Raw genomic sequence first — 25,334 nt, forward strand, 5'->3', positions numbered from 1 at the left:
TCTATTAAGCCAGGATTCCAAAAATTACTTATTAAATGTAGTAGATACACGGAAGAGTGCGGCATGAACGGGTAAAAAAGCAGGCAAAACGGTAAGAATTAAGAACTTTCCAGATAGGGGCTTCTGAAAGAAAAACGACGTGGAGCGCGGCGAAAACCGCGCTCCGGAGAGGATTAATGCTCGCGAGTTTTGCGGAACTGGACGTCAGGATAACGCTCCTGCGTCAGGTTCAGGTTAACCATGGTCGGGGCGATGTAGGTCAGATTATCGCCGCCATCGAGCGCCAGCTGAATTTCGTTCTTACGCTTAAACTCTTCGAATTTCTTCGCGTCGCTGCATTCCACCCAGCGGGCGGTGGCGACGTTGACCGACTCGTAGATCGCCTCAACGTTGTATTCGCTCTTCAGGCGAGCGACGACGACGTCAAACTGCAGTACCCCCACCGCGCCGACGATCAGATCGTTATTGGCGATCGGACGGAACACCTGCACCGCGCCTTCTTCAGAAAGCTGAACCAGACCCTTCAGCAGCTGTTTCTGCTTGAGCGGATCTTTCAGGCGAATGCGGCGGAACAGTTCCGGGGCGAAGTTCGGGATACCGGTGAACTTCATCATTTCACCCTGGGTGAAGGTATCGCCAATCTGGATGGTGCCGTGGTTATGCAGACCCAGGATATCGCCCGGATACGCTTCTTCCACATGCGAACGGTCGCCGGCCATGAAGGTCAGCGCGTCGGAGATCACCACATCCTTGCCGATACGCACCTGGCGCATCTTCATGCCCTTCTCGTACTTACCGGAAACCACGCGCATAAAGGCCACGCGGTCGCGGTGTTTCGGGTCCATGTTGGCCTGAATTTTAAAGACAAAGCCGGTGAACTTCTCTTCCGAGGCTTCCACGGTGCGGGTATCGGTTTTACGCGGCATCGGCGCAGGCGCCCACTCCACTAAACCGTCCAGCATATGGTCAACGCCGAAGTTACCCAGCGCGGTTCCGAAGAATACCGGCGTAATTTCGCCCGCCAGGAACAGATCTTTATCGAATTCGTTAGACGCGCCCTGCACCAGCTCCAGCTCGTCGCGCAGCTGCTGCGCCAGGTCTTCGCCCACCGCCGCGTCCAGATCCGGGTTATTTAACCCTTTAACGATGCGCACTTCTTGGATAGTGTGACCTTTACCGGTCTGGTAGAGATAGGTTTCATCTTTATAGAGGTGGTAAACGCCCTTGAACAGCTTGCCGCAGCCAATGGGCCAGGTGATCGGCGCGCAGCCGATTTTCAGCTCGTTTTCCACTTCATCCAGCAGCTCCATCGGGTCGCGGATGTCACGGTCAAGTTTGTTCATAAACGTCAGGATCGGCGTATCGCGCAGACGGGTGACTTCCATCAGCTTACGGGTACGATCCTCAACGCCTTTCGCGGCATCGATAACCATCAGACAGCAGTCCACCGCCGTCAGCGTACGATAGGTATCTTCGGAGAAGTCTTCGTGCCCCGGAGTATCCAGCAGATTGACCAGACAGTCGTGATACGGGAACTGCATTACGGAAGTGGTAATGGAGATACCGCGCTGCTTTTCCATTTCCATCCAGTCAGACTTCGCATGCTGACTGGAGCCGCGGCCTTTTACCGTACCGGCGGTCTGGATAGCCTGTCCGAATAACAGCACCTTTTCAGTAATGGTCGTTTTACCGGCATCCGGGTGAGAAATAATGGCAAAAGTGCGGCGCTTGGCCACCTCCTGCAAATAAGGAGACAACGTCATAATTCAATCTTCTTAGTAAACGCGGCAATGCGCCGCGCATGTTGAATACGAAAAAATTGCGGCTATTTTACCCATCAATGGGGGGGAGGCAATCAGTGTTTACACAGGAGTTGCTCCAGTTCGCTTAAAGAGGTGACCGTCCAGTCCGCGCGGAGGTCGGCAGGCAGCTCGCGTTGATGAGGGTTAAACCAGCAGGTGGCCAGGCCGGCATTCACGCCGCCGCGAATATCAGATTCCGCCGTATCACCCACCATCAGCACCCGTGAACGATCGGGGTTACCCGCCTGCGCCAGGGCATAATCAAAGATGCGCGTATCCGGTTTAGCGACCCCAACCTCTTCGGAAATAATCAGTAAATCAAAATGATCGCGTAACCCGGTACGTTCAAGACGCGTCTGCTGTAGCGAGGTAAAACCGTTGGTGATGATGCCCATTTTCACCTTACCCTGCAGCGAATCCAGCAGCGACACCGCGCCCGGCAGCGGCGAGCAGATCTCCGCCATCGCGTTCATAAACGCGGCGTTCAGCTCACCAGGAGGGACGTTCAGGCGCTCCGCCCAACCGTCAAAGCGCTGATGCTGCAGTTGAAGAGAAGTGATAGCGCCGTTCTGATAATCCACCCACAGCGGCTTATTCACGGCCTGGTAGTCCTGAAAATCCTCTGCGGAGAAGGTCACGCTATAGTCGAGAAACATCCGCTGTAGGCCGCTAAACGAGTCAAACGTAAATAACGTTTCATCGGCATCAAAGAAAATCCAGTCCCACTTCATCGTATCACCTTGTCTTACATACTGATTGGCAGTGCCATAATAATGGCGTCCTCACGTCCGTCGACCGTGGGGTAATAGTTGCGGCGAATCGTCGCCTCGTTAAAGCCTAAGCTTTCATAGAGCGCGATGGCGGCGACGTTAGACGCGCGCACCTCCAGCCACAGCGTGACGACGCCGCGTTTTTCTACTTCATCAATCACCTGCTCCAGCAGCGCTCTGCCCAGACCACGACGCTGAAAAGCGGGATCGACGGCGATATTAAACAGCGTCGCCTCGTCGAGCACGATTTGCGTAATAGCAAAGGCCGCCATCTCCCCGTCTACGGACAGCTGAAGATTCAGATAGCGATCGCCCTGATTGCTGGCAAACGTCTGCTCGCTCCAGGGGAAAGCGTGGGCGCGCGTTTCAATTTGCCAGGCCCGTGGCAAATCAGCCGCGTTGAGGGTAGAAATCGTGTTCATGTGAGCAGATCTGTTGCCAGAGCGCCATGCGAGCAGGCGTACTGGTCTGAAGTTCATCGAAAGCGGGCGTGGATAGCTGCGCGCCCGCCAGCATCAGCGGCGTGTCCGTACCCAGCCGCCAGCTATTACAGCGTGCGTCCTGAGGCAACATCGCCACGCGCTCAGGCGTCAACTGCATTACCTGCTCCGGCGTCAGGGACAGCGTGCGCAGAATATCGCGGATAAGCGGTTCGGTCAGCGATGGCGGTTCTTCCGCCACCATCACCAGACGAATGTGTCCAGGAAGCGAGATAGCGATTTCACCCTGTAACGCCCCAGGACGACGCAGCGACCACTGGGTAATACCCAGCTGCTGTAATTGCCAGTCTCGTCGGGATGTCATAGCGAAACACTCCTGTTAATTAAGCGCGCAATATAGCAAATACGTCGTATTTGCGCCAACAAACTACGCGGCGGCCGGCGCGCATCCCGCCGCCAACAAAGAGGCAGGCTGAAAGATAACGTGTATAATCGGCGCCAGTCTTAATGAAGGAGTGTTTCATGTCCGCTTTTACCCCGGCAAGTGAAGTCTTGCTGCGCCACAGTGATGATTTCGAGTCCGCCCGCGTTCTGTTTGCCGGTGACCTGCAGGATGACCTGCCCGCTCGTCTGGATACGGCTGCCAGCCGCGCCCATACCCAGCAGTTTCACCACTGGCAGGTACTGAGCCGCCAGATGGCTGAAAACGCCCGTTTTAGCCTGGTCGCGGAAGCCAGCGATGTTGCCGATTGCGATACGCTGATCTACTACTGGCCAAAAAACAAACCCGAAGCTCAGTTTCAGCTGATGAATCTGCTTTCCCTGATGCCGGTCGGTATTGATATTTTCGTGGTTGGCGAAAACCGCAGCGGCGTGCGCAGCGCCGAGCAGATGCTGGCGGAATATGCGCCGCTGACTAAAGTCGACAGCGCGCGCCGCTGTGGTCTCTATCACGGTCGTCTGGAAAAACAGCCGGCCTTCGATCCCGAGCAGTTCTGGGGCGAGTATCCGCTGGAAAATCTGACGATTAAAACGCTGCCGGGCGTCTTCAGCCGCGATGGCCTGGATATTGGTAGCCAGCTGCTGCTTTCAACCCTGACGCCGCACACCAAAGGTAAAATATTGGACGTCGGCTGCGGCGCCGGCGTGCTGGCAACCGTGCTGGCCAGCCACTCGCCTAAAGTCCGCTTATCCTTATGCGACGTCAGCGCCCCGGCAGTTGAAGCCAGCCGCGCCACGCTCGCCGCTAACGGTATCGAAGGGGAAGTATTCGCCAGCAATGTATTTTCTGAAGTGAACGGCCGCTTCGATATGATTATCTCCAATCCGCCTTTCCACGATGGTCTGCAGACCAGCCTGGAAGCCGCTCAGACCCTGATTCGCGGCGCCGTTCGGCATTTGAACAGCGGCGGAGAGCTACGCATCGTCGCCAACGCCTTCTTGCCCTATCCGAATGTGCTGGATGAGATCTTCGGCTTCCATGAAGTGATTGCCCAGACGGGCCGCTTTAAGGTTTACCGGACGGTGATGACGCGTCAGGCCAGGAAATAGTTCCGCGTTTTTTCGGCGACAGCAGACGCTCGTCGCCGAACTTTACCCTCTCAGCCGCCCATTTTTGCAACAATCAATCCAACTGATACAATTAACTATTGACGAATAGCTGAAAACCACTAGAATGCGCCTCCGTGGTAACGATACTTTTATAGTGTCGATGGTATGCGAAGGTGGCGGAATTGGTAGACGCGCTAGCTTCAGGTGTTAGTGTCCTTACGGACGTGGGGGTTCAAGTCCCCCCCCTCGCACCATAATCCACGTTGATATTGCTCGCACTGGGCGAAGGTGGCGGAATTGGTAGACGCGCTAGCTTCAGGTGTTAGTGTTCTTACGGACGTGGGGGTTCAAGTCCCCCCCCTCGCACCAACGAGGCGATATCAAAAATTAAGAATACTGTGCGAAGGTGGCGGAATTGGTAGACGCGCTAGCTTCAGGTGTTAGTGTCCTTACGGACGTGGGGGTTCAAGTCCCCCCCCTCGCACCAATATTCTTACCCTTCTGCTTTATCCCATCAGCCTAAAATTCAGCAATATCAGCATTATTCCACCGATCAGCGCCACGCATGATGGCAGCAAAACAAAATGCCGTAGCTGCCGGTGCCAAATCATCATCGCTGACATCAGCATTCCCAAAGTGACCAATCCACGCCAGGCATCTACCGACAAATCGGCAAACCCGAGGGCGGCAAGCACTACGCCAGGGATCAACACGCCCCATCCACTCCCTAAAGTTCGCTGCAACATGTTTTCGCCTCTCACAACGATAATGATAACCAATACCATATGATAATTTTTATCATTTGTCATCCAGGGAAAATAGCGCATCCTTATTCTTTACGTTTGCGGTAATGACATACATTCATGAAGGTGATAAATTAAACAAAATAATTTATATATTAAATTGTCTGATTATTTCGTAAAAACCTTATTTTACGCACTGTTTTTTATTATTCATTCCAACCTCACATCACTTTGAATTTTAACGATTAATAATGACAACTCCGACATGACTGCACAATCCTGGCGATCCCATTACGAACAGAAATATCAGTATTCCTTACGGCTATTTTTACTGCTTAATTTGGTTTCATCCTTTTTATCGCTGGTCAGCCCGCTCTTTACCGTCATTACATTTACCCCACCCTGCTTTTTGATCGTGGCCTGCAGCGCGGTTCTGCTGCTATGGCACTGGAAATTCGCCCAGCACAAAATAAATATTCCGCTTATTTCACTGATATTTGGTCTGCTGTGGGCATGGCATGTAGCCCTAAAAGCAATGGTGATGGGCCCCCCACATTTTAACTACCTGGTCATCGCGTTATTAAGCGTGTTATTTATCGGCACCATTGCTTTTTCCAGCAATATCATTGCCTTTACGTTGCACTCGTTACCCACCTACGTGACCTGCCTGTTCCTCGGCGGAGGCGAACAGTGGTTGCGCATGTCCTGGTGCTTTGTGTTGCCGATTGCAGGGATCGCCCTGCAAAGCCTGATGCAAAAACGCAGCGATGTTTTCACCCAGGGCCTCATGGATAAACTGTTGAAAGAACGTAATACCCTTAACGATCTCAGCATGTTGGATCCTCTCACCGGCTTGTATAACCGTCGGGGCTTACAAAATCGTCTGGACACCATTCTTTCTTTGGATAGTAGCGAGCATTACGTCCTGCTGCTGGATATTGATCATTTCAAAGCCTATAACGACCACTATGGGCATATGATGGGCGACCAGGCCTTAATTCAGGTCTCCGCAGCCATTCGTAACGCCGTGCGCTCGCGCGATATTGTGGCCCGCTTTGGCGGCGAAGAGTTTATGGTGCTCTTGACCAGCAGTAGTGCGGAAAACGCCCTTCAGGCCGCGGAGCGAATCAGGCAGCGGGTCTACGATCTGAAAATCCCGCATATGTTCAATGAAAGCGTCGCGACCAATGTCACCATTAGTATCGGCATGACGCCGCTCGTAGATGCCGATATCGATAGCGCCCTGAAACGAGCGGATAACGCGCTCTATGAAGCCAAAAATATGGGGCGAAACATTATTCTCGCCAGCTAACCCCTGTATCGCGCAGCAGGGTGTCATCAGGCGGACAAATCGCTTGCCAAGCTGGCGCCCCGGCATTAACATCGGAAATCATTATCATTTAGATTTGTATCTGGCGCGCAATGGCTTACCGTTCACTTGCATTCAATAATGACCTCATCTGGCGGGCCCCGCTGCCTTCGGCTGAGCGCGAACTGGCGAATGCATTACATGACAAGATCGCTGCGCTACGTCCCCATCTGCTTGATTTTCTGAGACTAAATGAAGAAGCCCCCCATCATGCGCTGACGCTTACAGAGTGGTCGCAGCCCGCAATGCTAAGTTCCCTGTTGGCGACCTGGTCCGACCATATTTATCGTAACCAGCCGGGGAAACCCCGTGAGCAGAAACCGCTGCTTTCCCTGTGGGCACAGTGGTACATCGGTTTGCTGGTTCCGCCATTAATGCTGGCGCTGTTGAGTGAAGAGCGCGCCCTTAGCCTGGCGCCGGAGCATTTTCGCGTCGAGTTTCACGAAACCGGCCGTGCGGCCCGTTTCTGGATTGAGGTACATTCGGCGGGCGCCTCGCCGGAACAATCTGCGCAATCAAGGATGGAAAAGCTGATCGCTACGGCTCTCCAACCTGTCGTTCAGGCGCTTGAAGCCACGGGTGATATCAATGGCAAACTTATCTGGAGCAATACGGGTTACCTGATCAACTGGTATCTGGGTGAAATGAAAACCCTGCTCGGAGATGAAAAAATTGCCGCTCTGCGTCAGCACTGCTTCTTCGAAAAACAGTTTTCTGATGGCCAGGATAATCCGCTCTGGCGTACGGTCGTTTTGCGGGAAGGGCAGCTCGTCCGTCGAACCTGCTGCCAGCGCTATCGCCTGCCGGATGTTCAGCAGTGCGGGGACTGCACGTTGAAATAAACAATTGTTAAAAACGGGCGGCTAAAATAGCCGCCCGTTTTTTTATGCCGTTTGTTGACTCTCTTCCGCCATGCGCTGTGCCTCTTCGGCCTCCTGCGCCAGCAGCTGTTTCTCATACACCTTGAAGAACGGGAAGTAGATAATCGCGGAAACGCAGGCGAGAACGACGACCAGAATCGCCGCCCGGAAATCCCATCCCAGCGCCCACGCGCCGCCGATCGGCGCCGGAGCCGTCCACGGAACAACCGAAATCACCCGGCCGATAAGATCCAGCTTCATTGCCGCCCACGCCAGTACGGCGTTAACCATCGGCGCCAGCAGAAAGGGAATAAAGAACACCGGGTTCATCACGATAGGGGTGCCAAAGATAACCGGTTCGTTGATATTGAAAAGGCTTGGCACCACGCTAAGACGACCAATTGAACGCAGATGCGCCGAGCGGCTACGCAAATAGCAGAATACTAACCCCATCGTCGCCCCGGAACCGCCAATTACAATGAAGAATGTCCAGAACGCCTCCATAAAAATATGCGGCAGCGGAGCCCCCTGAGCCAGAGCCTGCTGGTTCATTCCAAGGTTAGTCAGCCAGAACATCTGCAGCATACCGGAAACAATAGCGGCACCGTGGATCCCCGCAAACCATAGCAGGTGCCCCACCAGTACCGCCAATAAAATCGCCGGCAGCGAATCCGCTGCGGAAACCAGCGGTTTAAAAATAGCCATAATGGCCTGGGGGATCAGCATATCGAAATGATGCTGGATAAGCAGACTCAAAGGATAAAGCGTCAGGACGACCACCAGTACCGGGATCAACAGATCAAAAGAGTTTTTGATCATCGGCGGCACCTGATCCGGCAGGCGAATACCAATATTATGTGCTTTAAGAAAGCGCATCATCTCAACGCAGTAAACGGCAACCAGAATCGCGGTAAAAATCCCCGTTCCGCCCAGGCTATCTACCGGCAGGTTACCGTTCGTTTTTGGCGCCGCCACCAGCAGAAAGGCCATAATCGACAGCATGGCGCACATGAAGGGATCGAGCTGATTGCTTTTTTCGTAATGCTTTCCGAGGTTATAGGCGATCGCGGCGCAGATGTAGATAGACATGATGCCCATCGTCATATCGAACGGCGTCAGAATACGTCCTTCAAACTCTTTTGCCAGATCCAGCCAGGCGCGAGCAAATCCCCAGGTGGTATCCGGCGAAAACGGCGGGTAAGCAAATACCAGAAGAAATGAACCAACAATCATAAACGGCATCGCGGAGATGAAACCATCACGAATAGCCATCACGTGACGCTGGGACGAGATGCGTCCGGCGACAGGGCTGATGTAATTCTCTACAAAGCGAAATATCAGATTAAATGCAGCATGGTTAGCAGACATGGCAGCCCTCCTGACAGGCTAGATGAACAGGCCCAACAACGATTATTTTGCCGTTGTGATGAATGCGCTTCTGCGAAGAACCCATCCGTTTGGATAAGCTACCGCCTCTACAGCTCAAGACTTTTCGATTCATCCACGGCTCTTTTGTTATAGGTGAAGCAGGGAAGTTACCTTGTCAGTATTCATATCTAAATGAATAACCGCAACCGGTTACAGTAACCGGTTGCGGCGAATGTGAAGAAGATCCAGAAATTGGAAAGATTCTTGATTATCTATCAGGAATATTTACACTTTGCGAAGCTTGTGACAGATTTTTAACAAGCCTTAATCAGGAGATTCCAATGAGTCTGCAGTCCGTGCGGCAGTTTTTTGCTGACCGCGCCCCCGATATCGAAATCATCGAACTTAATCAGAGTACGGCCACGGTAGCGTTAGCCGCGGCGGCGCATAACGTTGAACCCGGACAAATAGCAAAAACCCTCTCTTTAAAAATAAAGGAAAGGGTCGTACTTGTTGTCGCAAAAGGCGATGCACGCCTGGATAATAAAAAACTCAAGGAAGCATTCGGCGCTAAAGCGCGCATGCTGAGTAGCGATGAGGTCATTACGTTAACCGGACACCCCATTGGCGGCGTTTGCCCTTTTGGCCTGGAAGTTCCGCTGGCAGTGTATTGCGATATTTCATTAAGACAGTATCCGGAAGTGCTTCCAGCAGCAGGTTCAATACATAGCGCCGTTCGCATTTCACCCGAGCGAATGGCGCAGCTGACGGATGCTACATGGATTGACGTTTGTCTTTAATAGACAATTAGCACTACTGGGCAAGGCGCATTACCCTGGCATCATCATTGTTTGCCGATAAGCGCATTAATATATCAGCCGCGCTCAGTAGTCCCATATCAGAACTGACGCCCAGCTTGGTCATGGCATTAAATTTATGCGCTCGAATCGTTTTAATATTGCGCTCCAGCTGTGTCGCAATCTCAGGCAACGAATAGCCATAAGACATATAGCGCAGGATGGTATGTTCCGTCGGGCTCAAAATTTGACTACACATGCCCTGCTTTTGGTTTAGCGAGCTTTCATTTGGCGGACCGCTGCGTTCGAGAAGCTGCAGCAGATGTTCCTGCAGCTGTAGCCGACAGGCTGATTTATTCAAAATGCCGTGCAGGCGTGAAGGCGTCAGATGGCTAACCAGACGCATTTCAGCCTCATCATTGGCTAAGACAATTCTTTGCATTTCAGGGCAGTAGCGTGCAATCTCATGAAGAAAGAGTAAGCTTTCAAGCCGGGATCGGCGGTTACCTGAAAGAGAAAAAATAATCGCCGAAAAATCTTTAGACTGGAACTCCCGCTTTAATGCCTGAGTATCTTTAAAGAATTGAATGCGATAATTCTTACCACTTTCATTAATTAAAATGTAGCGAAGGGCCACTTCCGTCATCGCACATTTCTCTACGATAGCGACATATCGTGCTGTGAGGTCTTTTTCCATTCAGTTTGCTCTCCATAGGCTGAATAAATATTCAGCTCCTTCATTCCCTGTGCACTATTAATCCAGGCATACATCTCTGCATTGCTACGCAAAGCCAAGCGGCGCATAGCACTATTTTTCTGCGCACTTATGGTTTTATTGCTCTTCTTCAATAAAGCAGCAATTTGATTAATTCCCCATCCTTTAGCAAGAAGCCGTAACACTTTTCGCTCAGAGAGCGTCAGAATGACCATTTTTTGCTGTTCTTCACCGATGTGTTCCACTTCAGGAGAGAACAATGTCTGGCTGATTCGCTCGGCGGCAAGCCCACCCGCGCGAACCACCTCGATGAGACGTTTTACCGGCTCGCTGTCTGAAATTAATGTGCTTTCAGGCCGCATTAATAATTCAACCGCTAATGGGAAACAGGCGCTTCCTACCATAAAGACCCAGTGTATATCCCTGTATTGCGTCATTAAGGAGTAGTAGTGTTCACAAATATTTCTTGGATTCTCTATTTCGCCGGATAAATCTGCAATAACCAGTACTGCGCGCCGCAGTTGCAGAAGAGTGAGCTCATCCTGAGAACGGCAAAAACTCAATTCATAATCGGGTAGATGCTCCCCAACAATGGCCTTCAAGCCGGACTGCATAACCGGTATTCTGCTGATAATAATGCCGAACTTACCCTGTCCTGGTAACATAAACCCTCCGCTTCCTGTCGAAGATTCACGACCGGCAGAAAAACAATTGGATGAATAACTTAATAGCCATCATATTATTTTGCCAAAATGAATCTTTATCGTCCCTGGCGAACACGCGGTACCGCGCTCTAAAGCCAATTTATATTATAGGGAGTAACATATTGCTGTTATCCCCGCCAATGATTAACATTAACACAGGTAGTTGTCAGCAATAAATTAGAAATGATTAAAAGCTTCGTTAGATACGCTAACTTAAGATATATTTAATAAATCTTTTTTCATTTTATTTTGTTCCTAAATGCTTTAGGAGATTCGCCGTTATAACGACGAAAGAAACGAGAAAAATAGGCTGCATCAGTAAATCCTAAATAATCAGAAAGTTGTGCAATCGTCATGCTGGTGTATTGCAGATTGCGACGCGCCTCAAGCATCAATCTTTGATGTAATACTCCCAGCGCGCTGCAGCCGTAGAATTCATGGCACAAATAATTCAGATGCGTTGCAGAAACGCCCGCCAGCTTTGCATAAGCGGCTAAGGGCATATGTTCGCGATAATGACTTTCTATTAGTCGAGAAAAATGACGCATAACGCTACGCTTGCGCTCAGCTTTGTCTGCCGTTATCGGCTGCGGACGATGCTGCCGGTTCAACCACACTAGCAGCGCCCCCAGCAGGGAATGCAGCATCATTTCACGCGCGTCATACTCTTCGCGATACTCTTCGCGCAAAGCGGTGAACAGCGCCCGAATATGGCCCCGCGACGCCTTCACCGGCACGCATCGCGGCTGGCCGAGTACATCCAACTGACTGGCAAACTGACTTTCGAGACTTCCGAGCAGCGGCAGCGCCAGCGACAAGACGTAGCCTTCCGTACCCGGGGAAAAACGAAAACCATGAATACACAGCGCCGGAACGATCTGAATACAGGACTCCCTCATCACGGTCGTCGTACCTTCGATTTCAATTTCCGCCTCCCCTTTATGCAGATATAGCAACTGCACCAGCTCTGCGTGCTGATGCAGGCGGATATGCCATTCATAAAGATGGCTTCGCTGGAGTATCGACTCGCAGTGCAGCAGATCGGGCGTCGGCCAGCCCTGCTCTTCGCCATACAGTTTGAAAACGGGAATGCTACTCACTGCCTGCATCGGGACTCCTGAACGGTTTCTCTTTATGCCACTCGCTCCATCGGCAAACCGACATAGTTTTCAGCGATCGTGGTTAATCCGGCGCGTGAGCCAAGATAATAACGCCGATCCGCCGCCTGCATTTTTCTATCGAACTCGCTTTGTTGCGGGAAATCATGCAGCAGACGGGTCATAAACCAGCTGAATCTTTCGCCTTTCCATACCCTATCCAGCGCAAAACGAGAGTAGCTCGCCAGCAGGTCAACGCGACCATGGTGATAATATTCACGGAGGATGCGCCATAAATAGTTCACATCGGACGCCGCGAGATTCAATCCTTTTGCCCCGGTAGGCGGTACGATATGCGCCGCATCCCCCACCAGAAACAATCTGCCGTACTGCATCGGCTCCACCACATAGCTGCGCAGCGGCGCGATGCTCTTCTCGAGTGAGTGACCAGTCACTAACTTGCTGGACAGCTCTTCAGGGAGGCGGCGTTTGAGTTCATTCCAGAAACGCTCATCAGACCATGCCTCAACCTTTTCACTGAGCGGGACCTGGAGGTAATAACGGCTCCGAGTTAGTGAGCGCTGACTACAAAGAACAAACCCGCGTTCGTGGTGCGCGTAAATAAGCTCCGGGTTCACCGGCGGCGTATCGGCCAGCAGCCCCAGCCAGCCAAACGGCCAGACGCTTTCGTACTCTTTCAGCACCCCAGGAGGAATACTTTGACGGGACACGCCGTGAAAGCCATCGCAGCCGGCGATAAAGTCGCACTCTAAGCGGCAGTGTTCGCCATTGCTGATAAAAGAGACCGATGGTCGATCGCTCTTTGCCTCATTAATAGTGACTTCGCTGACGCCATAAATCGTCGCCGCCCCGCATTCCGCCCGCGCGGCCATCAAATCCCGCGTCACTTCAGTCTGGCCATAAACCATCACGCTTTTGCCCGCCGTCAGTTCCGTCAGCGCAACCGGTACCCGCTTGCCCTCAAACAAAAATTCGACGCCATGATGCACCAGGCCTTCAGCCTCCATTCGCCGGGCGGCGCCGGCTTCGCGCAGCAGCTCTACCGTTCCGCTTTCCAGAATGCCCGCGCGGATCCTCCCCAGCACGTACTCAGGAGTCTGTCGCTCAAGGATGACGGTTTGAATCCCGGCGTGATGTAACAACTGCCCCAGCAGGAGTCCGGATGGGCCAGCCCCGATAATCGCCACCTGTGTTTTCATAGCATCGCCTCAGCATGGTTAATTATTTGTTTGTTTTTTGTTTATTAAAAGTTTGAATTTGCATTTTTGATAAGTCTGGCGGGAAAAAGAAGGGAGAAATTGGTGCGAAAATTGTACTTTTCACCAATCTTGCGGAAGTGTGGCGGAGTTCAAATTTCAGCGCCCCTCTGGATGCGGCGGTTTTTTACACATTGTTTGATCCGGACCGCTCAGATAAAACGCAACTTCAGGTAAAAGTATCGCCAGACACTACGGCATCGGGCATCACGGACAGCAGGTATCTATGCAAGCAGATCGGGCAACTCAGCGCGCAATCACGCGATTGTGCATTCAATGTGGTCTTTTCTTATTACAACACGGAGCGGAAAGCGCGCTGGTAGAGGAGCTTTCAACCCGCCTGGGCCTGGCGCTGGGGATGGATAGCGTGGAAAGCGCCATCTCTTCAAATGCGATTGTTCTCACCACCATCAAAGATGGCGAGTGTCTGACGTCGACGCGGAAAAACAGCGATCGCGGCATCAACATGCACGTCGTCACGGAAGTTCAGCATATTGTGATTATGGCGGAACATAAACTGCTGGATTATAAAGACGTCGAAAAACGCTTCGCCCAGATCAAGCCGCTGCGCTATCCACGCTGGCTGCTGGTTTTAATGGTCGGCCTCTCCTGCGCCTGCTTTTGCAAGCTTAACAACGGCGGCTGGGACGGCGCGCTGGTCACTTTCTGCGCCAGCACGGTAGCGATGTATATTCGCCAGGTCCTGACTCATCGCTCCATGCATCCGCAAATCAACTTCTGCCTCACCGCCTTTGTCGCAACCACCATCTCCGGACTGATGCTGCGCCTGCCGGCTTTCGCCAGCACGCCGACGATCGCGATGGCCGCCAGCGTGCTGCTGCTGGTACCCGGCTTTCCGCTGATCAATGCGGTTGCCGACATGTTTAAGGGACATATCAACACCGGCCTGGCGCGCTGGGCAATCGCCAGCCTGTTAACCCTCGCGACCTGTATTGGCGTGGTGATGGCGATGACAATGTGGGGGCTACGCGGATGGGCATAATCATTTATCTCTACGAACTGGCGCTGGATATGGTGCTGGCCGCCATCCCTGCCGTTGGGTTTGCGATGGTATTCAACGTTCCGCAGCGAGCGCTGCGCTGGTGCGCCCTGTTGGGGGCTATCGGCCACGGCTCGCGCATGGTTATGATGACGGCAGGTTTTAATATTGAATGGGCGACGTTTATGGCCGCCCTGGTGGTTGGCAGCATCGGCATCCAGTGGTCGCGCTGGTATCTGGCTCACCCGAAGATTTTCACCGTTGCTGCGGTAATCCCGATGTTCCCGGGCATCTCCGCCTATACCGCGATGATCTCTGCGGTGAAAATCAGCCATTTTGGTTACTCGGAAGAGATGATGATTATGCTGTTAAGCAATTTTCTTAAGGCTTCGTCTATCGTTGGTGCATTATCCATCGGGCTTTCTATTCCGGGACTTTGGCTGTATCGCAAGCGTCCGCGCGTCTAGCTAACCGCGCCGCCGGTTCGCCCGCGGCGCTCCTTCCTGAGCGACCTCTATGCTACTATGTGTGCAGCTACCCCTCTCTTTTTAGTTGTTCAGAGTTGAGATTGATTTATGTCTTCACGAATATTAACTACCGATTTTAGCGGTCTGGATGACTTCATGCAGGATCACGCGGCGGTGCTGGCAAAATCCACCGCCGGCGCCGTCGCCGTATTTGCCAACAACGCGCCCGCATTCTATGCGCTGACGCCGGAGCGTCTGGCGCAGCTGCTGGAGCTGGAAGCCAAATTATCGCGCCCTAATAGCGATATTGCGCTGGATGCGCAGTTTTTTGACGAGCCGACGACGGCCCCCGTTGCGGTACCGATGGGTAAATTTCCGATGTATGCCGACTGGCAGCCGGATGCCGATTTCCAGCGTCTGGCCGCGCTGTGGGGCATCGCCCTCAGCCAGCCCGTCACGCCGGAAGAGCTGGCGGCATTTGTCGCTTACTGGCAGGCGGAAGGTAAAGTCTTTCATCATGTCCAGTGGCAGCAGAAGCTAGCGCGCAGCGTGCAGATTGGCCGGGCCAGCAACGGCGGCCAGCCGCGACGGGATGTCAACGCGATTAGCGAACCCGATAACCATATTCCACGAGGATTCCGAGGATGAGCATGAAAAATGTCGGCGATTTAATGAAGCGCCTGCAAAAGATGATGCCAGCCCATGTCGAACCCGCGTTCAAGACAGGTGAAGAGCTGCTGGCGTGGCAAAAAGAACAGGGCAAGCTGCGCTCTGAGGCGCTGGAACGCGAAAACCGCGCCATGAAAATGCAGCGTACCTTTAACCGCTCCGGCATCCGCCCGCTGCACCAGAACTGTTCGCTGGATAACTACCGGGTTGAGTGCGAGGGCCAGATGATTGCGCTGTCCAGAGCGCGCCAGTACGTTGAGGAGTTCGACGGCAATATCGCCAGCTTTATCTTCTCCGGAAAGCCGGGTACCGGAAAAAACCACCTTGCCGCCGCTATCTGCAACGAGCTGCTGCTGCGGGGGAAATCGGTATTGATTATCACCGTCGCCGATATTATGTCAGCGATGAAAGATACCTTCGGCAACCGGGAAACCAGCGAAGAGCAGCTACTCACCGATTTGAGCAAGGTCGACCTGCTGGTAATAGACGAAATCGGTATGCAAACGGAATCACGCTACGAGAAGGTCATCATTAATCAGATTGTCGATCGCCGCTCTTCGTCAAAGCGCCCAACCGGTATGCTGACGAACAGCACCATGGACGAGATGAACAAACTACTTGGCGAGCGCGTAATGGACCGTATGCGGCTGGGCAATAGCCTGTGGGTCAATTTTAACTGGGAAAGCTACCGCGATCGCGTAACCGGAAAAGAGTATTAAGATATTTCTAAACACCGCCAGCGTTATAATCTTTGCATGTTCAGCCACGGCGAAGAGTACGTCTATGAAATCTGCAAAAACGTTGTTCCGCACGGCGATGGTGGCCGGCGCTTTATTCACCTTCGGCGCCCACGCCACCTCCTGGCAGGATTCGCTCTCCAGCGCCGCAAACCAGCTCAGCAGCCAGAACGGTAGCCAGCAAAGCGGCGGGATGTCCCTCTCTTCGCTGACCGGTTTGCTCAACGGCGGCAACCAGTCGTTGACCGCCAGCAGCATGAATAATGCCGCAGGGATTATGTCTTATTGCGCGAAACAGAAGCTGGCTTCAGTCACCAATACTGAAAACATCAAAAATCAGGTGCTGGATAAACTGGGTCTCAGCACGCCGGAAAAACAAAAAGAAGACACCAGCTATCTTGAGGGTCTTCAGGGTTTGCTGACCAGCAAAGATGGCCAGCAGCTGAATCTGAACAACCTTGGCAGCAGCCCGCTGGCGGAAAAAGTCAAAACCAAAGCCTGCGACCTGGTCTTAAAACAGGGCGTGAGCTTCCTCTCCTGATTTATCCTCTTAATGCCGCGTTTGGCGGGTTACCCTGGCCAACGCGGCGGCAACGTCTGTTTTTTAACATCTTTGCCCGGAATCTCCTGTCTGACAGGATGTGAGGCAGATCAAAAACGGCGATTTCTAAACCAATTCTGAACCACAGCACAAATTCATGACGTTACAATTGCGGCAATATTGCGCTGCAATTACAGTGTAGCGTGGAAAAAGATCTATCTGGCCAGCAGACAACTGGCGTGAATGAGGATGAGCTGTGTCAGAGTTGTTATCCATCGCCCTGTTTCTTGCTTCGGTGATGATTTATGCATTAAAAGCCGGTCGTAATACCTGGTGGTTCGCCGCCACGCTCACGGTGCTGGGCCTGTTCGTTATTTTGAATATTACCCTCTACGCCAGCAATTACTTCACCGGCGATGGTATCAATGACGCGGTACTTTATACGTTGACCAACAGCCTGACGGGCGCTGGCGTGGGCAAATATATCCTGCCTGGCGTTGGGCTGGTCGTGGCGCTGGTCGCGGTATTTGGCGCACTCGGCTGGGTGCTCCGCCGCCGCCGGCATCACCCTCATCACTTTGGCTACAGCCTCGTGGCGCTGGTTCTGGGGCTGGCTTCAGTGGATGCCAGCCCCGCTTTTCGCCAGATTAGCGAGTTGGTTAAATCCCAGTCCCGCGATGGCGATCCTGACTTCGTGGCTTACTACAAAGAGCCATCAAAAAGCATCGCCAATCCGCAACTGAACCTGGTGTACATCTACGGCGAAAGTCTGGAGCGCACTTATTTTGATAACGACGCCTTCCCGGACCTGACGCCGGAGCTCGGTAAACTCAAAAGCGAGGGGCTGGATTTCAGCAATACCGCCCAGTTGCCCGGCACCGACTACACGATTGCCGGAATGGTCGCCTCTCAGTGCGGGATCCCGCTGTTTGCGCCGTTTGAAGGCAACGCCTCGGCCTCGGTTTCCAGCTTTTTCCCGCAGAATATCTGCCTTGGGGATATCCTGAAAAACTCGGGTTATGAGAACTACTTCGTACAGGGCGCGAATCTGCGCTTCGCCGGAAAAGATGTCTTCCTGAAGTCTCACGGCTTCGATCATCTGTACGGCGCGGAAGAGCTAAAAACCACGGTTGCCGATCCGGCCTATCGTAACGACTGGGGCTTCTACGATGATACGGTTCTTGATGAAACCTGGAAAAAATTCGAAGCGCTTTCACAGTCCGGTAAACGCTTCTCGCTGTTTGCTTTGACGGTCGATACCCATCATCCGGATGGTTTCATCTCCCGAACCTGCCAGCGCAAAAGCTACGACATGGACGGCAAAAAGAACCTTTCCTTTAGCGCCGTATCCTGCAGTCAGGAGCACATTGCGGCGTTAATCGAGAAGATTAAAGCTTCTCCGTGGTTCAAAAATACGGTCATCGTAGTATCATCCGATCACCTGGCGATGAAAAACAGCGCCTGGGATTATCTGAATAAGCAGGATCGCAGCAATCTGTTTTTCGTCCTGCGCGGCGATCAACCCCAGCAGGATACGCTGGCCGTCAAACGTAATACCATGGATAACGGCGCGACGGTGCTCGATATTCTCGGCGGCGATAACTTTATTGGCCTTGGCCGCAGCAGCCTTTCCGGAGAGTCGCTCTCCACCGTGTTCCTCAATATGAAAGAGAAAGTGCTGGCGTGGAAGCCGGATATCATCCGCCTGTGGAATTTCCCCAAAGAGATGAAGAATTTCACCGTTGATGCGCAGAAAAATATGATCTCCTTCTCCGGCAGCCATTTCCGCCTGCCGCTGCTGCTGCGCATCTCCGACAAACGCGTTGAGCCGCTGCCGGAAAGCGAATACTCCGCACCGTTGCGCTTCCAGCTGGCCGACTTTGCGCCGCGTGATAATTTCGTCTGGGTCGACCGCTGCTACAAGATGGGTCAGCTGTGGTCGCCGGAAGTGGCGCTCTCCACCGACTGGTGCGTATCGCAGGGCCAGCTGGGAGGCGAACAGAAAGTCCAGCGCGTCGACAAAGCCCAGTGGCAGGGTAAAACCGCGTTCAAAGATACCCTTATCGATATGGAACGTTATAAGGGCAACGTCGATACGCTGAAGATTGTCGATAACGACATTCGCTATAAAGCCGACAGCTTCCTGTTCAACGTTGCCGGCGCGCCGGAAGAGGTGAAGCAATTTAGCGGTATCTCTCGACCGGAAACATGGGGGCGATGGTCTAACGCTCAGCTCGGCAGCGAAGTGAAAATTGAATATAAGGAGCCGCTGCCGGAGAAATTCGATCTGGTGATTACCGCCAAAGCCTACGGGCCGAATGCCAATAAGCCGATTCCGGTACGGGTAGGCAGCAGCGAACAAACGATCGTACTGGCTAATGATGTCACCACCACTACCCTGCATTTCGATAATCCGTCGCGTAGCAGTACGTTGACGATTGCGCCGCCGGACCCGCAGTCCACGAACGAGGGCAATATTCTCGGCCACTCCCCGCGTCAGTTGGGCATCGGTATGGTTGAAATCAAAGTGGTGAAAAGCGAAGGGTAGCCCCTTCCACCCGGCGGCTTTTGCGCCGGGTCGCGGTGACTGGGTGCGGATATTAGCTATGCAGCGGCTTTAACTCATCCGCTGAGAGCCCGGTAATCCGCTGAACCGTCTCGGTATCTAAACCGTTTTGCAGCATACTGCCGGCAATGCGCAACGCTTCCCGCCGGCTCCCTTCCTGCAGACCTTCCAGGCGCCCTTCCTGCCGGCCTTCCTGTATCCCTTCCTGCCTTCCCTCCTGACGACCTTCTTGTCGACCTTCCTGCTTGAGTTTTTGAGCGATAGACATCAACCTCTCCTCATATTGTGGCAGACGGCGGGCCAACCGGCGGAGAAACACGCTCGGATCGGCGGTGTTGCCGTACTGCAGCATATAATGAAACAGCACTCTCAACTGCCTGCGGTTAGTGTATCCCAGCATGACAAGGGTCGCCAACGACTCCGTAATCCCGCTGAGATCGCGCTGGCGAATATGCTTTTGCATCAGTTCCAGCAGCGCGACCCGCCGGTGTTGAACAATTTCATCGTCCGGTATCACCGTCACATCAACCAGCGGAAACGGACAGGCATACAGCGTCCTCGCCATCTGCGGGTCGGCAAATTCGTCCAGCCAGTTCAGGGAAAAGGGATAGGGGCTGGTCGCACCGTGATAAAAAAGCATCGGCACCACCAGCGGTAGCGTTTTGTGCCCGGCGTCGAGGTGACGCTGCATGGCGGCAATCGCATAGCGCATCAGGCGAAAAGCCATATGGTTATCCGGCGAGCTCTGATGCTCTATCACCACATACACATATCCCAGGCCGCAGGGGGTTTGTACCGACCATAGTACGTCCGAGTACCAGGCGCGCAGATCTTCATCGACAAAGCTCGCCGGTTCCAGCCGCAGGGTAGAAAAATCACATCGCTGACGGATCGCTTCCGGCAGGTGCAGCGTGAGAAAATCATTCGCCGTTTCCGGGTGGCGAAGAAATCGCTTAAAAACCGCATCATGCGGCGTTGAGGTCATCCGTTTTTTCATGGCCGTCCGCTTGCCAGAAAGAGAAGGAAAGCCGGACTCTACCATCAGTTTTTGACCCGTTGGGTTTGACGATAATTTTCTGGGAAGCGCCTCGGAGAATAGCGCGGCGGCCAGCCGGGCTGGCCGCCATCAGCATAGCTTAGTAATCAAACTGACGATAATAACGACGGATATTAAGGTCGTGTCCGGTATGATGTTCAAAGTGGGCCGCCAGCCGGTCCACCAGCAGAGTAGAAACGACACACGGCGCCATGATCCAGCGGAAAGCATCATCAATACCGTTCAGCGGATAGTCACGCGGGTCGATAACCACCAGGTGGTCGGTGATCTTCTCAGCAAAGCGCTCAACGCGCTCATCCAGCGCCCGACATTTACCCTCGCCTTTCACCAGGAACAGGGGGACCTCTTTTTCCAGTAACTCCAGGGTGCCGTGGAAAAACTCAGCCGAACTCACCGACTTGGTCCGCTTCCACTGCATCTCTTCGAGAATACACATCGAGAACAGATAGACCTCGCCCCACATTTCCGCCCCGCCGATCCACATCATATAGTCGCAGTCGTGATACTGAGCGGCAATTTTATCCGCCTGCGGATCGAACTGGCGTTTGGCCTGCAGAAGATTTTCCGGCAGCAACTCCAGCTGGCTGGCAAAACGATCGTAATGGGCGAAATCGCCGTGACGATAAATGACGCGGAAGAATAACCAGTAGAGCAGCATATATTCATATTCCACGCCGTTCTTGTGGCACATCGGAATATGCCAGCTCGCCGCCTCAGCTAATGGCGAATCGGCATTACGGGTAATGGCCACGACGCGAATCCCCTGTGCTTTGCACCATTCGGCAATGGCCACCGACTCTTTGGTATCGCCGGATTTGGATAACGTCACCACCACCGCATCTTTATTTAATTTTTTATGCCCGCGATGGATTAATTCCGCCGCCTGCTCAAGATAAACCGGCACGCCGGTTAATTCTTTAGCAAACTCATTAATTGCCATCATCGGAGCTAAAGAACCGCCTACCGAGGCGAAAAATAAGGCGCTGCAGCCGCTGTGATAAATATCGTCGGCGACGTCTTCCGCCTGTTTGCGCGCAGCGATGATTTCGCGAGCACTGGTCAGGTACTCGTCCTGATTAAAACCCAACATAGTTTTCTCCTGAATAATCAGATTTTACTTTTTAAGACGCGGTCAAAATCGTCAAAAATACGTTTAGCCAGATCGATGCCTTTCAGTCCGGCGGTATGCCAGGCCAGCATCTGGACGGGAACAATCAGCAGCAGCGGCGCCAGGTGATGTTCACACGGGCAGTTTAGCGCCAGCGTCTGCGCATCCTCTTCGTCGCTCAGCGTCAGCGTAAAGGCGCGGGCAATGGACGGCGCCATATAGTCCCGCAGCGCCCGGGTCCGCCCATCCGGCGCATCTTCAATAAACAGCATCACATGGCGGCAATTCGCCTCCAGATAGGGACCGTGCATATAAGCTTCCAGCTCAAAGCCGCTGGAAGGCACGCGCACCGTTTCGGTAAATTTAGTTTCAAACTCTTTCGCAACCCCAACCAGAGCGCCATAGCCGGTGGCGACAAAGCGCTCGCCGCCCCGCAACGCTTCGCCATGCCTGTCGATAAACCGCGAGGTGCGGTCAATGACATCCGGGATCGCCGCCGCCAGCCGCTGCAGTTCGGCAAGATAGCGCTGCTCCTCGGCCTCGCTGGCTTTTCCCTGGCTACGGGCGATGGTCAGCGCCATCAGCAGCAAATTCAGCACCGTCGCGCTAAACCCTCTGGTGACAAACCCCACGCTCTCAATCCCGGTGTTGATATCCAGTATCCCGTCGCAGGCCCGGGCTATCGGGCTTTGCGGATCGGAGGTCAGAGCAAAAACCGGCAGGCTCAATGCCTGCACCTTACGCATCGCCTCCAGCGTTGAGGCGCTTTTACCGCTCTGCGAAATCGCCACCACCAGATCGGTATGCGGATCGACCGCCTCGTAGTGCGTAAAGTTGTACGGCTCTTTAATCTCAACCAGGACGCCGAAGCGCTGCTCAAAGAAATAGCGCGCGCACAGGGCGGCGTTCAGCGACGACCCGGTCGCCAACAGCAGAATGCGGCGCACCGGGTGCTGGCGGGCAAAAGTCTCAATCGCCGCCAGCTTTTGCCGGTAGTCGCGCAGGATCTGCGTCAGACAGGCCGACTCCTCGCTGATATAGGTCATCATCGTTGCTACCATTTTCGACTCCTGTTAAAACAAGCCAATCCACGAACCCAGAATGCCCACCAGCGCCATCCCCCCGATAATAGAGAGCGGTTTAACCTTGCGCCCCAGCAGCCAGTAAACGATGCCGAAACTTACCAGCGGCAGCATGCAGGGCAGAATGTCGTTGATAATGTCCTGCACCTGGGTTTTCGCCTCTCCGGCGCCGAATGCGATGGGGATGGTGATATCAATCATTGAAGCGGTCATCGCCCCGACCACCATCAGGCCAATAATCGACGCGCCGTAGGTCAGGCTCTCCATCATTCCGCTCTTCTGGATGCGCTGCAGTACCCCGGTGCCCAGCACATAGCCCCAGCGGGTAAAGAACCAGCGCACCAGGATGTGCGGCACGTTAAACACCAGCAGAAACAGGATGGGACCGAGAATATTACCTTTCAGGGCCAGGCTGGTGCCGATGCCGGTGGCGATCAGGCGCAGCGTGCCCCAGAAGAAGGAGTCCCCCAGCCCGGCCAGCGGCCCCATCAGCGACGCTTTGACGTTATCAATCGCGTTGGCGTCCATGTTCTTCTGCTGGCTATTCTTCTCCTCCATCGCCGCGGTGATCCCCAGCAGCAGGGTGACGATATGCGGCGTGGTATTGAAAAACACCAGATGTCGCTTTAACGCCCCGGCCAGCTCCTCTTTGCGCGGATAGAGCTTTTTCAGCACCGGAATCAAGGCGTAAACAAAGGCAAGATTCATCTGCCGCTCATAGTTCCAGGAGAACTCCATCTGGAAGGAGCGCCAGAAGACCCGGCGTAGATCGCGCGGCGTAATACGGGCCTCTTCCTGCGCCTGCGGCTGCAGAGTTTCTTCAGAAATCATCTTCGTCGTCATCGCTGACTCCTTGTTCTGTCGTCGTACGAGGTGAGCTCAACGCGGTGACGTTAACCATGACCACCGCCACAATAGCGCCGAGAATGGCGATGCCGGTTACCGGAATTTTCAGGTAGGCCATCAGCACGAAACCGAGGAAAAAGTACGGCGCAACTTTCTTATTAATCAGTAGCCTGGCGAGCATTGCGAAGCCGAGGGCCGGAATGATGCCAGTGGCGACGCTGAGCCCGTGTTTGATAAATTCCGGGATCGTGTCAAGCAGGGATTTCACCGCATTGCTGCCGACCAGGAATGACACGGTGACCACCGTGGCGAGCATCAGCGACAGCCCGAAGCCAGCAATCAAATGCATACGTTCAATGCCGCGGGTATCCGCCCGCTCCGCATAGCCGTCAGCCTTCTGGCTGAGCATCGGAATAAACATCCCCAGATAGACGTTTTTCAGGATCAGCGTCAGGGTGGCGATGGGCAGTCCAAGCAGCAGCGCCGTTTCCGTTCCCGCGCCGGAGGTAATGGCGAACGCCACGCCGAGAATACCGCCGGTTACTACATCAGGCGGAATCGATGCGCCGACCGAGAAAGAGCCAATAAAGGCCAGCTCAAGCGTCGCGCCCATGATGACGCCGGTTTGTACATCCCCCAGCACCAGCCCGGTCAGCAGCCCGGTCACGATAGGCCGCGAAATCAGCGACGTTCCTAACGCATATTCCGATTGCGCGATAAACGCCACCAGCCCCAGTAAGAGAGCCTCTACCATAATCTGTCCTCCGCGGAATTAAACGCATTCCGCAAAAAGCTGTTTGCGGTCGTTAGGGACCTGGCGAATCTCAACTTCGACGCCTTTCCCAACCAGTTGCTGCAGTTGCTCTATTTCTTCCGGGAGTAAATTAATCGCCTTAGAGATATTTTTACTGCCCTCTTTGGCTTTAATTCCGCCGAGATTAATACTTTTAATTTCCTCGACGGCGCTGGCAATCCGCCAGGCATCATTTACCGATTCCACGACGATAAACAGATTATATTTGTCGGTCACGCCGCTTTTTATCGATTCAATAGAGTCGTTAATATTTTTAATCACCAGTTTGACTGAAGGGGGTTTAGCGAGCTTAATCGTCGTTTTCCGTAGCTCATCATCTGGGACATTATCGTTGGCAATTAAAATGCAATCAGCGCCGACATACTGCGTCCAGGAAAAGGCAACCTGGCCGTGAAGTAATCGATGGTCAACCCTTAATAGCGTAATCATAGTGTTCCCTCATTTCAGAAGTCTTTATCAATAGTCATCGCACTGGCAATCGTCTGATTGCAGTATTGAATGCTCTCTTTGGCGCTTATTAATGCTTCAGAAATTAATTTTTCGGTATTCTCTTCGCCAGCTGAAATGAGCAAATCAATAATCAGCGGCAGATTTAAGCCGGACAATAAATGAAAGTGCGGGCGTGATAGAAAGCGCACAAATTCATTATTGACGCTACCGGCGAAAATATCCGTAATCACAATCAGCTCATCCTGGGCGGGAAAACGCGCCAGCAGCGTCTCCACCTGCTGCGTGAGGTCGGCCTCCTCCTCGACGTAGGCGCACAGGGTATGAATATCCGGCTGTTTACCGAGGATCAGCTCCACGGAGTTCAGCAAACCGTTAGCAAAGGTGCCATGGCTGGCAAAAATATAGTGTCGTTTCATCCTTACCTCGAAAGCGCATTCCACTGCTTTCTTGATTGCAACCGGCGTGCCAGAAACAGTGGCGCGCCGGCTAGCGCAAGGATCAACT

27 protein-coding genes and 3 tRNA genes are annotated in these 25,334 nt (G+C 53.3%); 13 read left to right on the top strand and 17 right to left on the bottom strand.

Going from position 1 to position 25,334, the window contains the following annotated elements; all coding sequences use genetic code 11:
• Nucleotides 1–173: 173 nt before the first annotated feature.
• The 4 genes from prfC to ABLV11_RS24640 all read right to left on the bottom strand — a co-directional run bounded on the left by prfC (nt 174) and on the right by ABLV11_RS24640 (nt 3,376).
• Nucleotides 174–1,763 carry a peptide chain release factor 3 gene (gene prfC / locus ABLV11_RS24625; protein WP_004108474.1) on the bottom strand — a complete coding sequence of 530 codons (1,590 nt, stop codon included), beginning with the start codon at nt 1,761–1,763 and terminating at the stop codon, nt 174–176.
• A 92-nt stretch (nt 1,764–1,855) separates the two neighbouring features.
• Nucleotides 1,856–2,533: a pyrimidine 5'-nucleotidase gene (yjjG, locus tag ABLV11_RS24630; RefSeq protein ID WP_017145041.1), complete on the bottom strand. Its 678-nt coding sequence runs from the start codon at nt 2,531–2,533 to the stop codon at nt 1,856–1,858.
• A gap of 14 nt (nt 2,534–2,547) precedes the next feature.
• Nucleotides 2,548–2,994, bottom strand: a complete 447-nt coding sequence (gene rimI, locus ABLV11_RS24635) for a ribosomal protein S18-alanine N-acetyltransferase (RefSeq protein ID WP_004108475.1) — start codon at nt 2,992–2,994, stop codon at nt 2,548–2,550.
• The gene (locus ABLV11_RS24640) at nt 2,963–3,376 is read right to left on the bottom strand and encodes a DNA polymerase III subunit psi (protein WP_017145042.1); all 414 of its coding nucleotides are present in this window, start codon (nt 3,374–3,376) and stop codon (nt 2,963–2,965) included. Before ABLV11_RS24640 ends, rimI begins: the two co-directional genes overlap by 32 nt.
• 158 nt (nt 3,377–3,534) lie before the next feature.
• On the opposite strand from ABLV11_RS24640, the gene rsmC reads away from it, so the two are divergent.
• The 4 genes from rsmC to ABLV11_RS24660 all read left to right on the top strand — a co-directional run bounded on the left by rsmC (nt 3,535) and on the right by ABLV11_RS24660 (nt 5,050).
• On the top strand, nt 3,535–4,563 hold the full coding sequence (rsmC, locus tag ABLV11_RS24645) for a 16S rRNA (guanine(1207)-N(2))-methyltransferase RsmC (RefSeq protein WP_017145043.1): 1,029 nt from the start codon (nt 3,535–3,537) through the stop codon (nt 4,561–4,563).
• A gap of 167 nt (nt 4,564–4,730) precedes the next feature.
• Nucleotides 4,731–4,817, top strand: a tRNA-Leu gene (locus tag ABLV11_RS24650).
• Between the two features lie 28 nt (nt 4,818–4,845).
• A tRNA-Leu gene (locus ABLV11_RS24655) sits at nt 4,846–4,932 on the top strand.
• Nucleotides 4,933–4,963: 31 nt separating this feature from the next.
• A tRNA-Leu gene (locus ABLV11_RS24660) sits at nt 4,964–5,050 on the top strand.
• Between the two features lie 19 nt (nt 5,051–5,069).
• On the opposite strand, the gene ABLV11_RS24665 is transcribed toward ABLV11_RS24660, so the two are convergent.
• Nucleotides 5,070–5,309, bottom strand: coding sequence for a DUF1435 domain-containing protein (locus tag ABLV11_RS24665; RefSeq protein ID WP_126489681.1), 240 nt, complete (start codon nt 5,307–5,309; stop codon nt 5,070–5,072).
• A 262-nt stretch (nt 5,310–5,571) separates the two neighbouring features.
• Between ABLV11_RS24665 and ABLV11_RS24670 the strand changes: the two genes are divergently transcribed.
• Nucleotides 5,572–6,618 carry a GGDEF domain-containing protein gene (locus ABLV11_RS24670; protein ID WP_004110370.1) on the top strand — a complete coding sequence of 349 codons (1,047 nt, stop codon included), beginning with the start codon at nt 5,572–5,574 and terminating at the stop codon, nt 6,616–6,618.
• 110 nt (nt 6,619–6,728) lie between these two features.
• On the top strand, nt 6,729–7,517 hold the full coding sequence (gene fhuF, locus ABLV11_RS24675; RefSeq protein ID WP_004108480.1) for a siderophore-iron reductase FhuF: 789 nt from the start codon (nt 6,729–6,731) through the stop codon (nt 7,515–7,517).
• Nucleotides 7,518–7,559: 42 nt separating this feature from the next.
• Here fhuF and ABLV11_RS24680 read toward each other — a convergent pair whose 3' ends face one another.
• Nucleotides 7,560–8,903, bottom strand: coding sequence for a PTS cellobiose transporter subunit IIC (locus ABLV11_RS24680; RefSeq protein ID WP_004108481.1), 1,344 nt, complete (start codon nt 8,901–8,903; stop codon nt 7,560–7,562).
• Between the two features lie 341 nt (nt 8,904–9,244).
• On the opposite strand from ABLV11_RS24680, the gene ABLV11_RS24685 reads away from it, so the two are divergent.
• Nucleotides 9,245–9,703 carry a YbaK/EbsC family protein gene (locus ABLV11_RS24685; RefSeq protein WP_004108482.1) on the top strand — a complete coding sequence of 153 codons (459 nt, stop codon included), beginning with the start codon at nt 9,245–9,247 and terminating at the stop codon, nt 9,701–9,703.
• Nucleotides 9,704–9,716: 13 nt separating this feature from the next.
• Here ABLV11_RS24685 and bglJ read toward each other — a convergent pair whose 3' ends face one another.
• The 4 genes from bglJ to pobA form a co-directional block, all read right to left on the bottom strand.
• Nucleotides 9,717–10,397 carry a DNA-binding transcriptional activator BglJ gene (gene bglJ, locus ABLV11_RS24690; protein ID WP_126488395.1) on the bottom strand — a complete coding sequence of 227 codons (681 nt, stop codon included), beginning with the start codon at nt 10,395–10,397 and terminating at the stop codon, nt 9,717–9,719.
• Nucleotides 10,358–11,080, bottom strand: a complete 723-nt coding sequence (locus tag ABLV11_RS24695; RefSeq protein WP_126488393.1) for a LuxR C-terminal-related transcriptional regulator — start codon at nt 11,078–11,080, stop codon at nt 10,358–10,360. Before ABLV11_RS24695 ends, bglJ begins: the two co-directional genes overlap by 40 nt.
• 278 nt (nt 11,081–11,358) lie before the next feature.
• Nucleotides 11,359–12,228: a helix-turn-helix domain-containing protein gene (locus tag ABLV11_RS24700; protein WP_126488391.1), complete on the bottom strand. Its 870-nt coding sequence runs from the start codon at nt 12,226–12,228 to the stop codon at nt 11,359–11,361.
• A 23-nt stretch (nt 12,229–12,251) separates the two neighbouring features.
• Nucleotides 12,252–13,436, bottom strand: a complete 1,185-nt coding sequence (pobA, locus tag ABLV11_RS24705) for a 4-hydroxybenzoate 3-monooxygenase (protein ID WP_016809293.1) — start codon at nt 13,434–13,436, stop codon at nt 12,252–12,254.
• A gap of 283 nt (nt 13,437–13,719) precedes the next feature.
• Here pobA and ABLV11_RS24710 point away from each other — a divergent pair, with 283 nt between their 5' ends.
• The 6 genes from ABLV11_RS24710 to opgB all read left to right on the top strand — a co-directional run bounded on the left by ABLV11_RS24710 (nt 13,720) and on the right by opgB (nt 19,455).
• Nucleotides 13,720–14,496, top strand: coding sequence for a threonine/serine exporter ThrE family protein (locus tag ABLV11_RS24710; protein ID WP_004108487.1), 777 nt, complete (start codon nt 13,720–13,722; stop codon nt 14,494–14,496).
• Nucleotides 14,487–14,960: a threonine/serine exporter gene (locus ABLV11_RS24715; protein WP_004108488.1), complete on the top strand. Its 474-nt coding sequence runs from the start codon at nt 14,487–14,489 to the stop codon at nt 14,958–14,960. The genes ABLV11_RS24710 and ABLV11_RS24715 overlap by 10 nt, the downstream gene beginning before the upstream one ends.
• A 108-nt stretch (nt 14,961–15,068) precedes the next feature.
• Nucleotides 15,069–15,608: a primosomal protein DnaT gene (dnaT, locus tag ABLV11_RS24720; protein ID WP_023320292.1), complete on the top strand. Its 540-nt coding sequence runs from the start codon at nt 15,069–15,071 to the stop codon at nt 15,606–15,608.
• A gap of 2 nt (nt 15,609–15,610) precedes the next feature.
• Nucleotides 15,611–16,348, top strand: a complete 738-nt coding sequence (gene dnaC / locus ABLV11_RS24725; RefSeq protein WP_024273697.1) for a DNA replication protein DnaC — start codon at nt 15,611–15,613, stop codon at nt 16,346–16,348.
• A 64-nt stretch (nt 16,349–16,412) separates the two neighbouring features.
• Nucleotides 16,413–16,907 (top strand): DUF2501 domain-containing protein, encoded by a 495-nt coding sequence (locus tag ABLV11_RS24730; protein ID WP_126488389.1) that lies wholly within the window; start codon nt 16,413–16,415, stop codon nt 16,905–16,907.
• A 256-nt stretch (nt 16,908–17,163) separates the two neighbouring features.
• Entirely contained in the window at nt 17,164–19,455 is a 2,292-nt protein-coding gene (gene opgB / locus ABLV11_RS24735; protein WP_348855939.1) for a phosphatidylglycerol--membrane-oligosaccharide glycerophosphotransferase, read from the top strand.
• 52 nt (nt 19,456–19,507) lie between these two features.
• On the opposite strand, the gene ABLV11_RS24740 is transcribed toward opgB, so the two are convergent.
• The 7 genes from ABLV11_RS24740 to ABLV11_RS24770 form a co-directional block, all read right to left on the bottom strand.
• Nucleotides 19,508–20,470, bottom strand: a complete 963-nt coding sequence (locus ABLV11_RS24740; RefSeq protein ID WP_126488387.1) for an Rpn family recombination-promoting nuclease/putative transposase — start codon at nt 20,468–20,470, stop codon at nt 19,508–19,510.
• Nucleotides 20,471–20,609: 139 nt separating this feature from the next.
• Nucleotides 20,610–21,620 (bottom strand): SIS domain-containing protein, encoded by a 1,011-nt coding sequence (locus ABLV11_RS24745; RefSeq protein ID WP_172598499.1) that lies wholly within the window; start codon nt 21,618–21,620, stop codon nt 20,610–20,612.
• Between the two features lie 17 nt (nt 21,621–21,637).
• Complete coding sequence (locus tag ABLV11_RS24750) at nt 21,638–22,699, bottom strand: SIS domain-containing protein (protein WP_004108501.1); 1,062 nt, start codon at nt 22,697–22,699, stop codon at nt 21,638–21,640.
• Between the two features lie 12 nt (nt 22,700–22,711).
• Nucleotides 22,712–23,563 (bottom strand): PTS system mannose/fructose/sorbose family transporter subunit IID, encoded by an 852-nt coding sequence (locus tag ABLV11_RS24755; RefSeq protein ID WP_004108503.1) that lies wholly within the window; start codon nt 23,561–23,563, stop codon nt 22,712–22,714.
• The gene (locus ABLV11_RS24760) at nt 23,541–24,320 is read right to left on the bottom strand and encodes a PTS mannose/fructose/sorbose/N-acetylgalactosamine transporter subunit IIC (protein WP_004108505.1); all 780 of its coding nucleotides are present in this window, start codon (nt 24,318–24,320) and stop codon (nt 23,541–23,543) included. The genes ABLV11_RS24755 and ABLV11_RS24760 overlap by 23 nt, the downstream gene beginning before the upstream one ends.
• Nucleotides 24,321–24,338: 18 nt before the next feature.
• A complete protein-coding gene (locus ABLV11_RS24765; RefSeq protein ID WP_004108507.1) occupies nt 24,339–24,809 on the bottom strand; it encodes a PTS sugar transporter subunit IIB in 471 nt (156 codons plus the stop codon).
• A gap of 14 nt (nt 24,810–24,823) precedes the next feature.
• Nucleotides 24,824–25,246 carry a PTS sugar transporter subunit IIA gene (locus tag ABLV11_RS24770; RefSeq protein WP_004108510.1) on the bottom strand — a complete coding sequence of 141 codons (423 nt, stop codon included), beginning with the start codon at nt 25,244–25,246 and terminating at the stop codon, nt 24,824–24,826.
• Nucleotides 25,247–25,334: the final 88 nt, after the last annotated feature.

Origin of the sequence: Klebsiella sp. GW_Kp181 (genome assembly GCF_040062315.1) — a bacterium.
Lineage (GTDB): Bacteria > Pseudomonadota > Gammaproteobacteria > Enterobacterales > Enterobacteriaceae > Klebsiella > Klebsiella oxytoca.

Bases quoted from the DNA above. Each gene is read 5' to 3' on its own strand.
- ABLV11_RS24755 (WP_004108503.1), bottom strand. From the start codon at position 23,563: ATGACGACGAAGATGATTTCTGAAGAAACTCTGCAGCCGCAGGCGCAG.
- ABLV11_RS24710 (WP_004108487.1), top strand. From the start codon at position 13,720: ATGCAAGCAGATCGGGCAACTCAGCGCGCAATCACGCGATTGTGCATT.
- ABLV11_RS24730 (WP_126488389.1), top strand. From the start codon at position 16,413: ATGAAATCTGCAAAAACGTTGTTCCGCACGGCGATGGTGGCCGGCGCT.
- ABLV11_RS24685 (WP_004108482.1), top strand. From the start codon at position 9,245: ATGAGTCTGCAGTCCGTGCGGCAGTTTTTTGCTGACCGCGCCCCCGAT.
- ABLV11_RS24765 (WP_004108507.1), bottom strand. From the start codon at position 24,809: ATGATTACGCTATTAAGGGTTGACCATCGATTACTTCACGGCCAGGTT.
- rsmC (WP_017145043.1), top strand. From the start codon at position 3,535: ATGTCCGCTTTTACCCCGGCAAGTGAAGTCTTGCTGCGCCACAGTGAT.
- dnaT (WP_023320292.1), top strand. From the start codon at position 15,069: ATGTCTTCACGAATATTAACTACCGATTTTAGCGGTCTGGATGACTTC.
- yjjG (WP_017145041.1), bottom strand. From the start codon at position 2,533: ATGAAGTGGGACTGGATTTTCTTTGATGCCGATGAAACGTTATTTACG.
- dnaC (WP_024273697.1), top strand. From the start codon at position 15,611: ATGAAAAATGTCGGCGATTTAATGAAGCGCCTGCAAAAGATGATGCCA.
- ABLV11_RS24770 (WP_004108510.1), bottom strand. From the start codon at position 25,246: ATGAAACGACACTATATTTTTGCCAGCCATGGCACCTTTGCTAACGGT.
- ABLV11_RS24680 (WP_004108481.1), bottom strand. From the start codon at position 8,903: ATGTCTGCTAACCATGCTGCATTTAATCTGATATTTCGCTTTGTAGAG.
- rimI (WP_004108475.1), bottom strand. From the start codon at position 2,994: ATGAACACGATTTCTACCCTCAACGCGGCTGATTTGCCACGGGCCTGG.
- pobA (WP_016809293.1), bottom strand. From the start codon at position 13,436: ATGAAAACACAGGTGGCGATTATCGGGGCTGGCCCATCCGGACTCCTG.
- bglJ (WP_126488395.1), bottom strand. From the start codon at position 10,397: ATGGAAAAAGACCTCACAGCACGATATGTCGCTATCGTAGAGAAATGT.
- ABLV11_RS24665 (WP_126489681.1), bottom strand. From the start codon at position 5,309: ATGTTGCAGCGAACTTTAGGGAGTGGATGGGGCGTGTTGATCCCTGGC.
- fhuF (WP_004108480.1), top strand. From the start codon at position 6,729: ATGGCTTACCGTTCACTTGCATTCAATAATGACCTCATCTGGCGGGCC.
- ABLV11_RS24670 (WP_004110370.1), top strand. From the start codon at position 5,572: ATGACTGCACAATCCTGGCGATCCCATTACGAACAGAAATATCAGTAT.
- ABLV11_RS24715 (WP_004108488.1), top strand. From the start codon at position 14,487: ATGGGCATAATCATTTATCTCTACGAACTGGCGCTGGATATGGTGCTG.
- ABLV11_RS24640 (WP_017145042.1), bottom strand. From the start codon at position 3,376: ATGACATCCCGACGAGACTGGCAATTACAGCAGCTGGGTATTACCCAG.
- ABLV11_RS24695 (WP_126488393.1), bottom strand. From the start codon at position 11,080: ATGTTACCAGGACAGGGTAAGTTCGGCATTATTATCAGCAGAATACCG.
- ABLV11_RS24745 (WP_172598499.1), bottom strand. From the start codon at position 21,620: ATGTTGGGTTTTAATCAGGACGAGTACCTGACCAGTGCTCGCGAAATC.
- ABLV11_RS24700 (WP_126488391.1), bottom strand. From the start codon at position 12,228: ATGCAGGCAGTGAGTAGCATTCCCGTTTTCAAACTGTATGGCGAAGAG.
- prfC (WP_004108474.1), bottom strand. From the start codon at position 1,763: ATGACGTTGTCTCCTTATTTGCAGGAGGTGGCCAAGCGCCGCACTTTT.
- ABLV11_RS24760 (WP_004108505.1), bottom strand. From the start codon at position 24,320: ATGGTAGAGGCTCTCTTACTGGGGCTGGTGGCGTTTATCGCGCAATCG.
- ABLV11_RS24740 (WP_126488387.1), bottom strand. From the start codon at position 20,470: ATGAAAAAACGGATGACCTCAACGCCGCATGATGCGGTTTTTAAGCGA.
- ABLV11_RS24750 (WP_004108501.1), bottom strand. From the start codon at position 22,699: ATGGTAGCAACGATGATGACCTATATCAGCGAGGAGTCGGCCTGTCTG.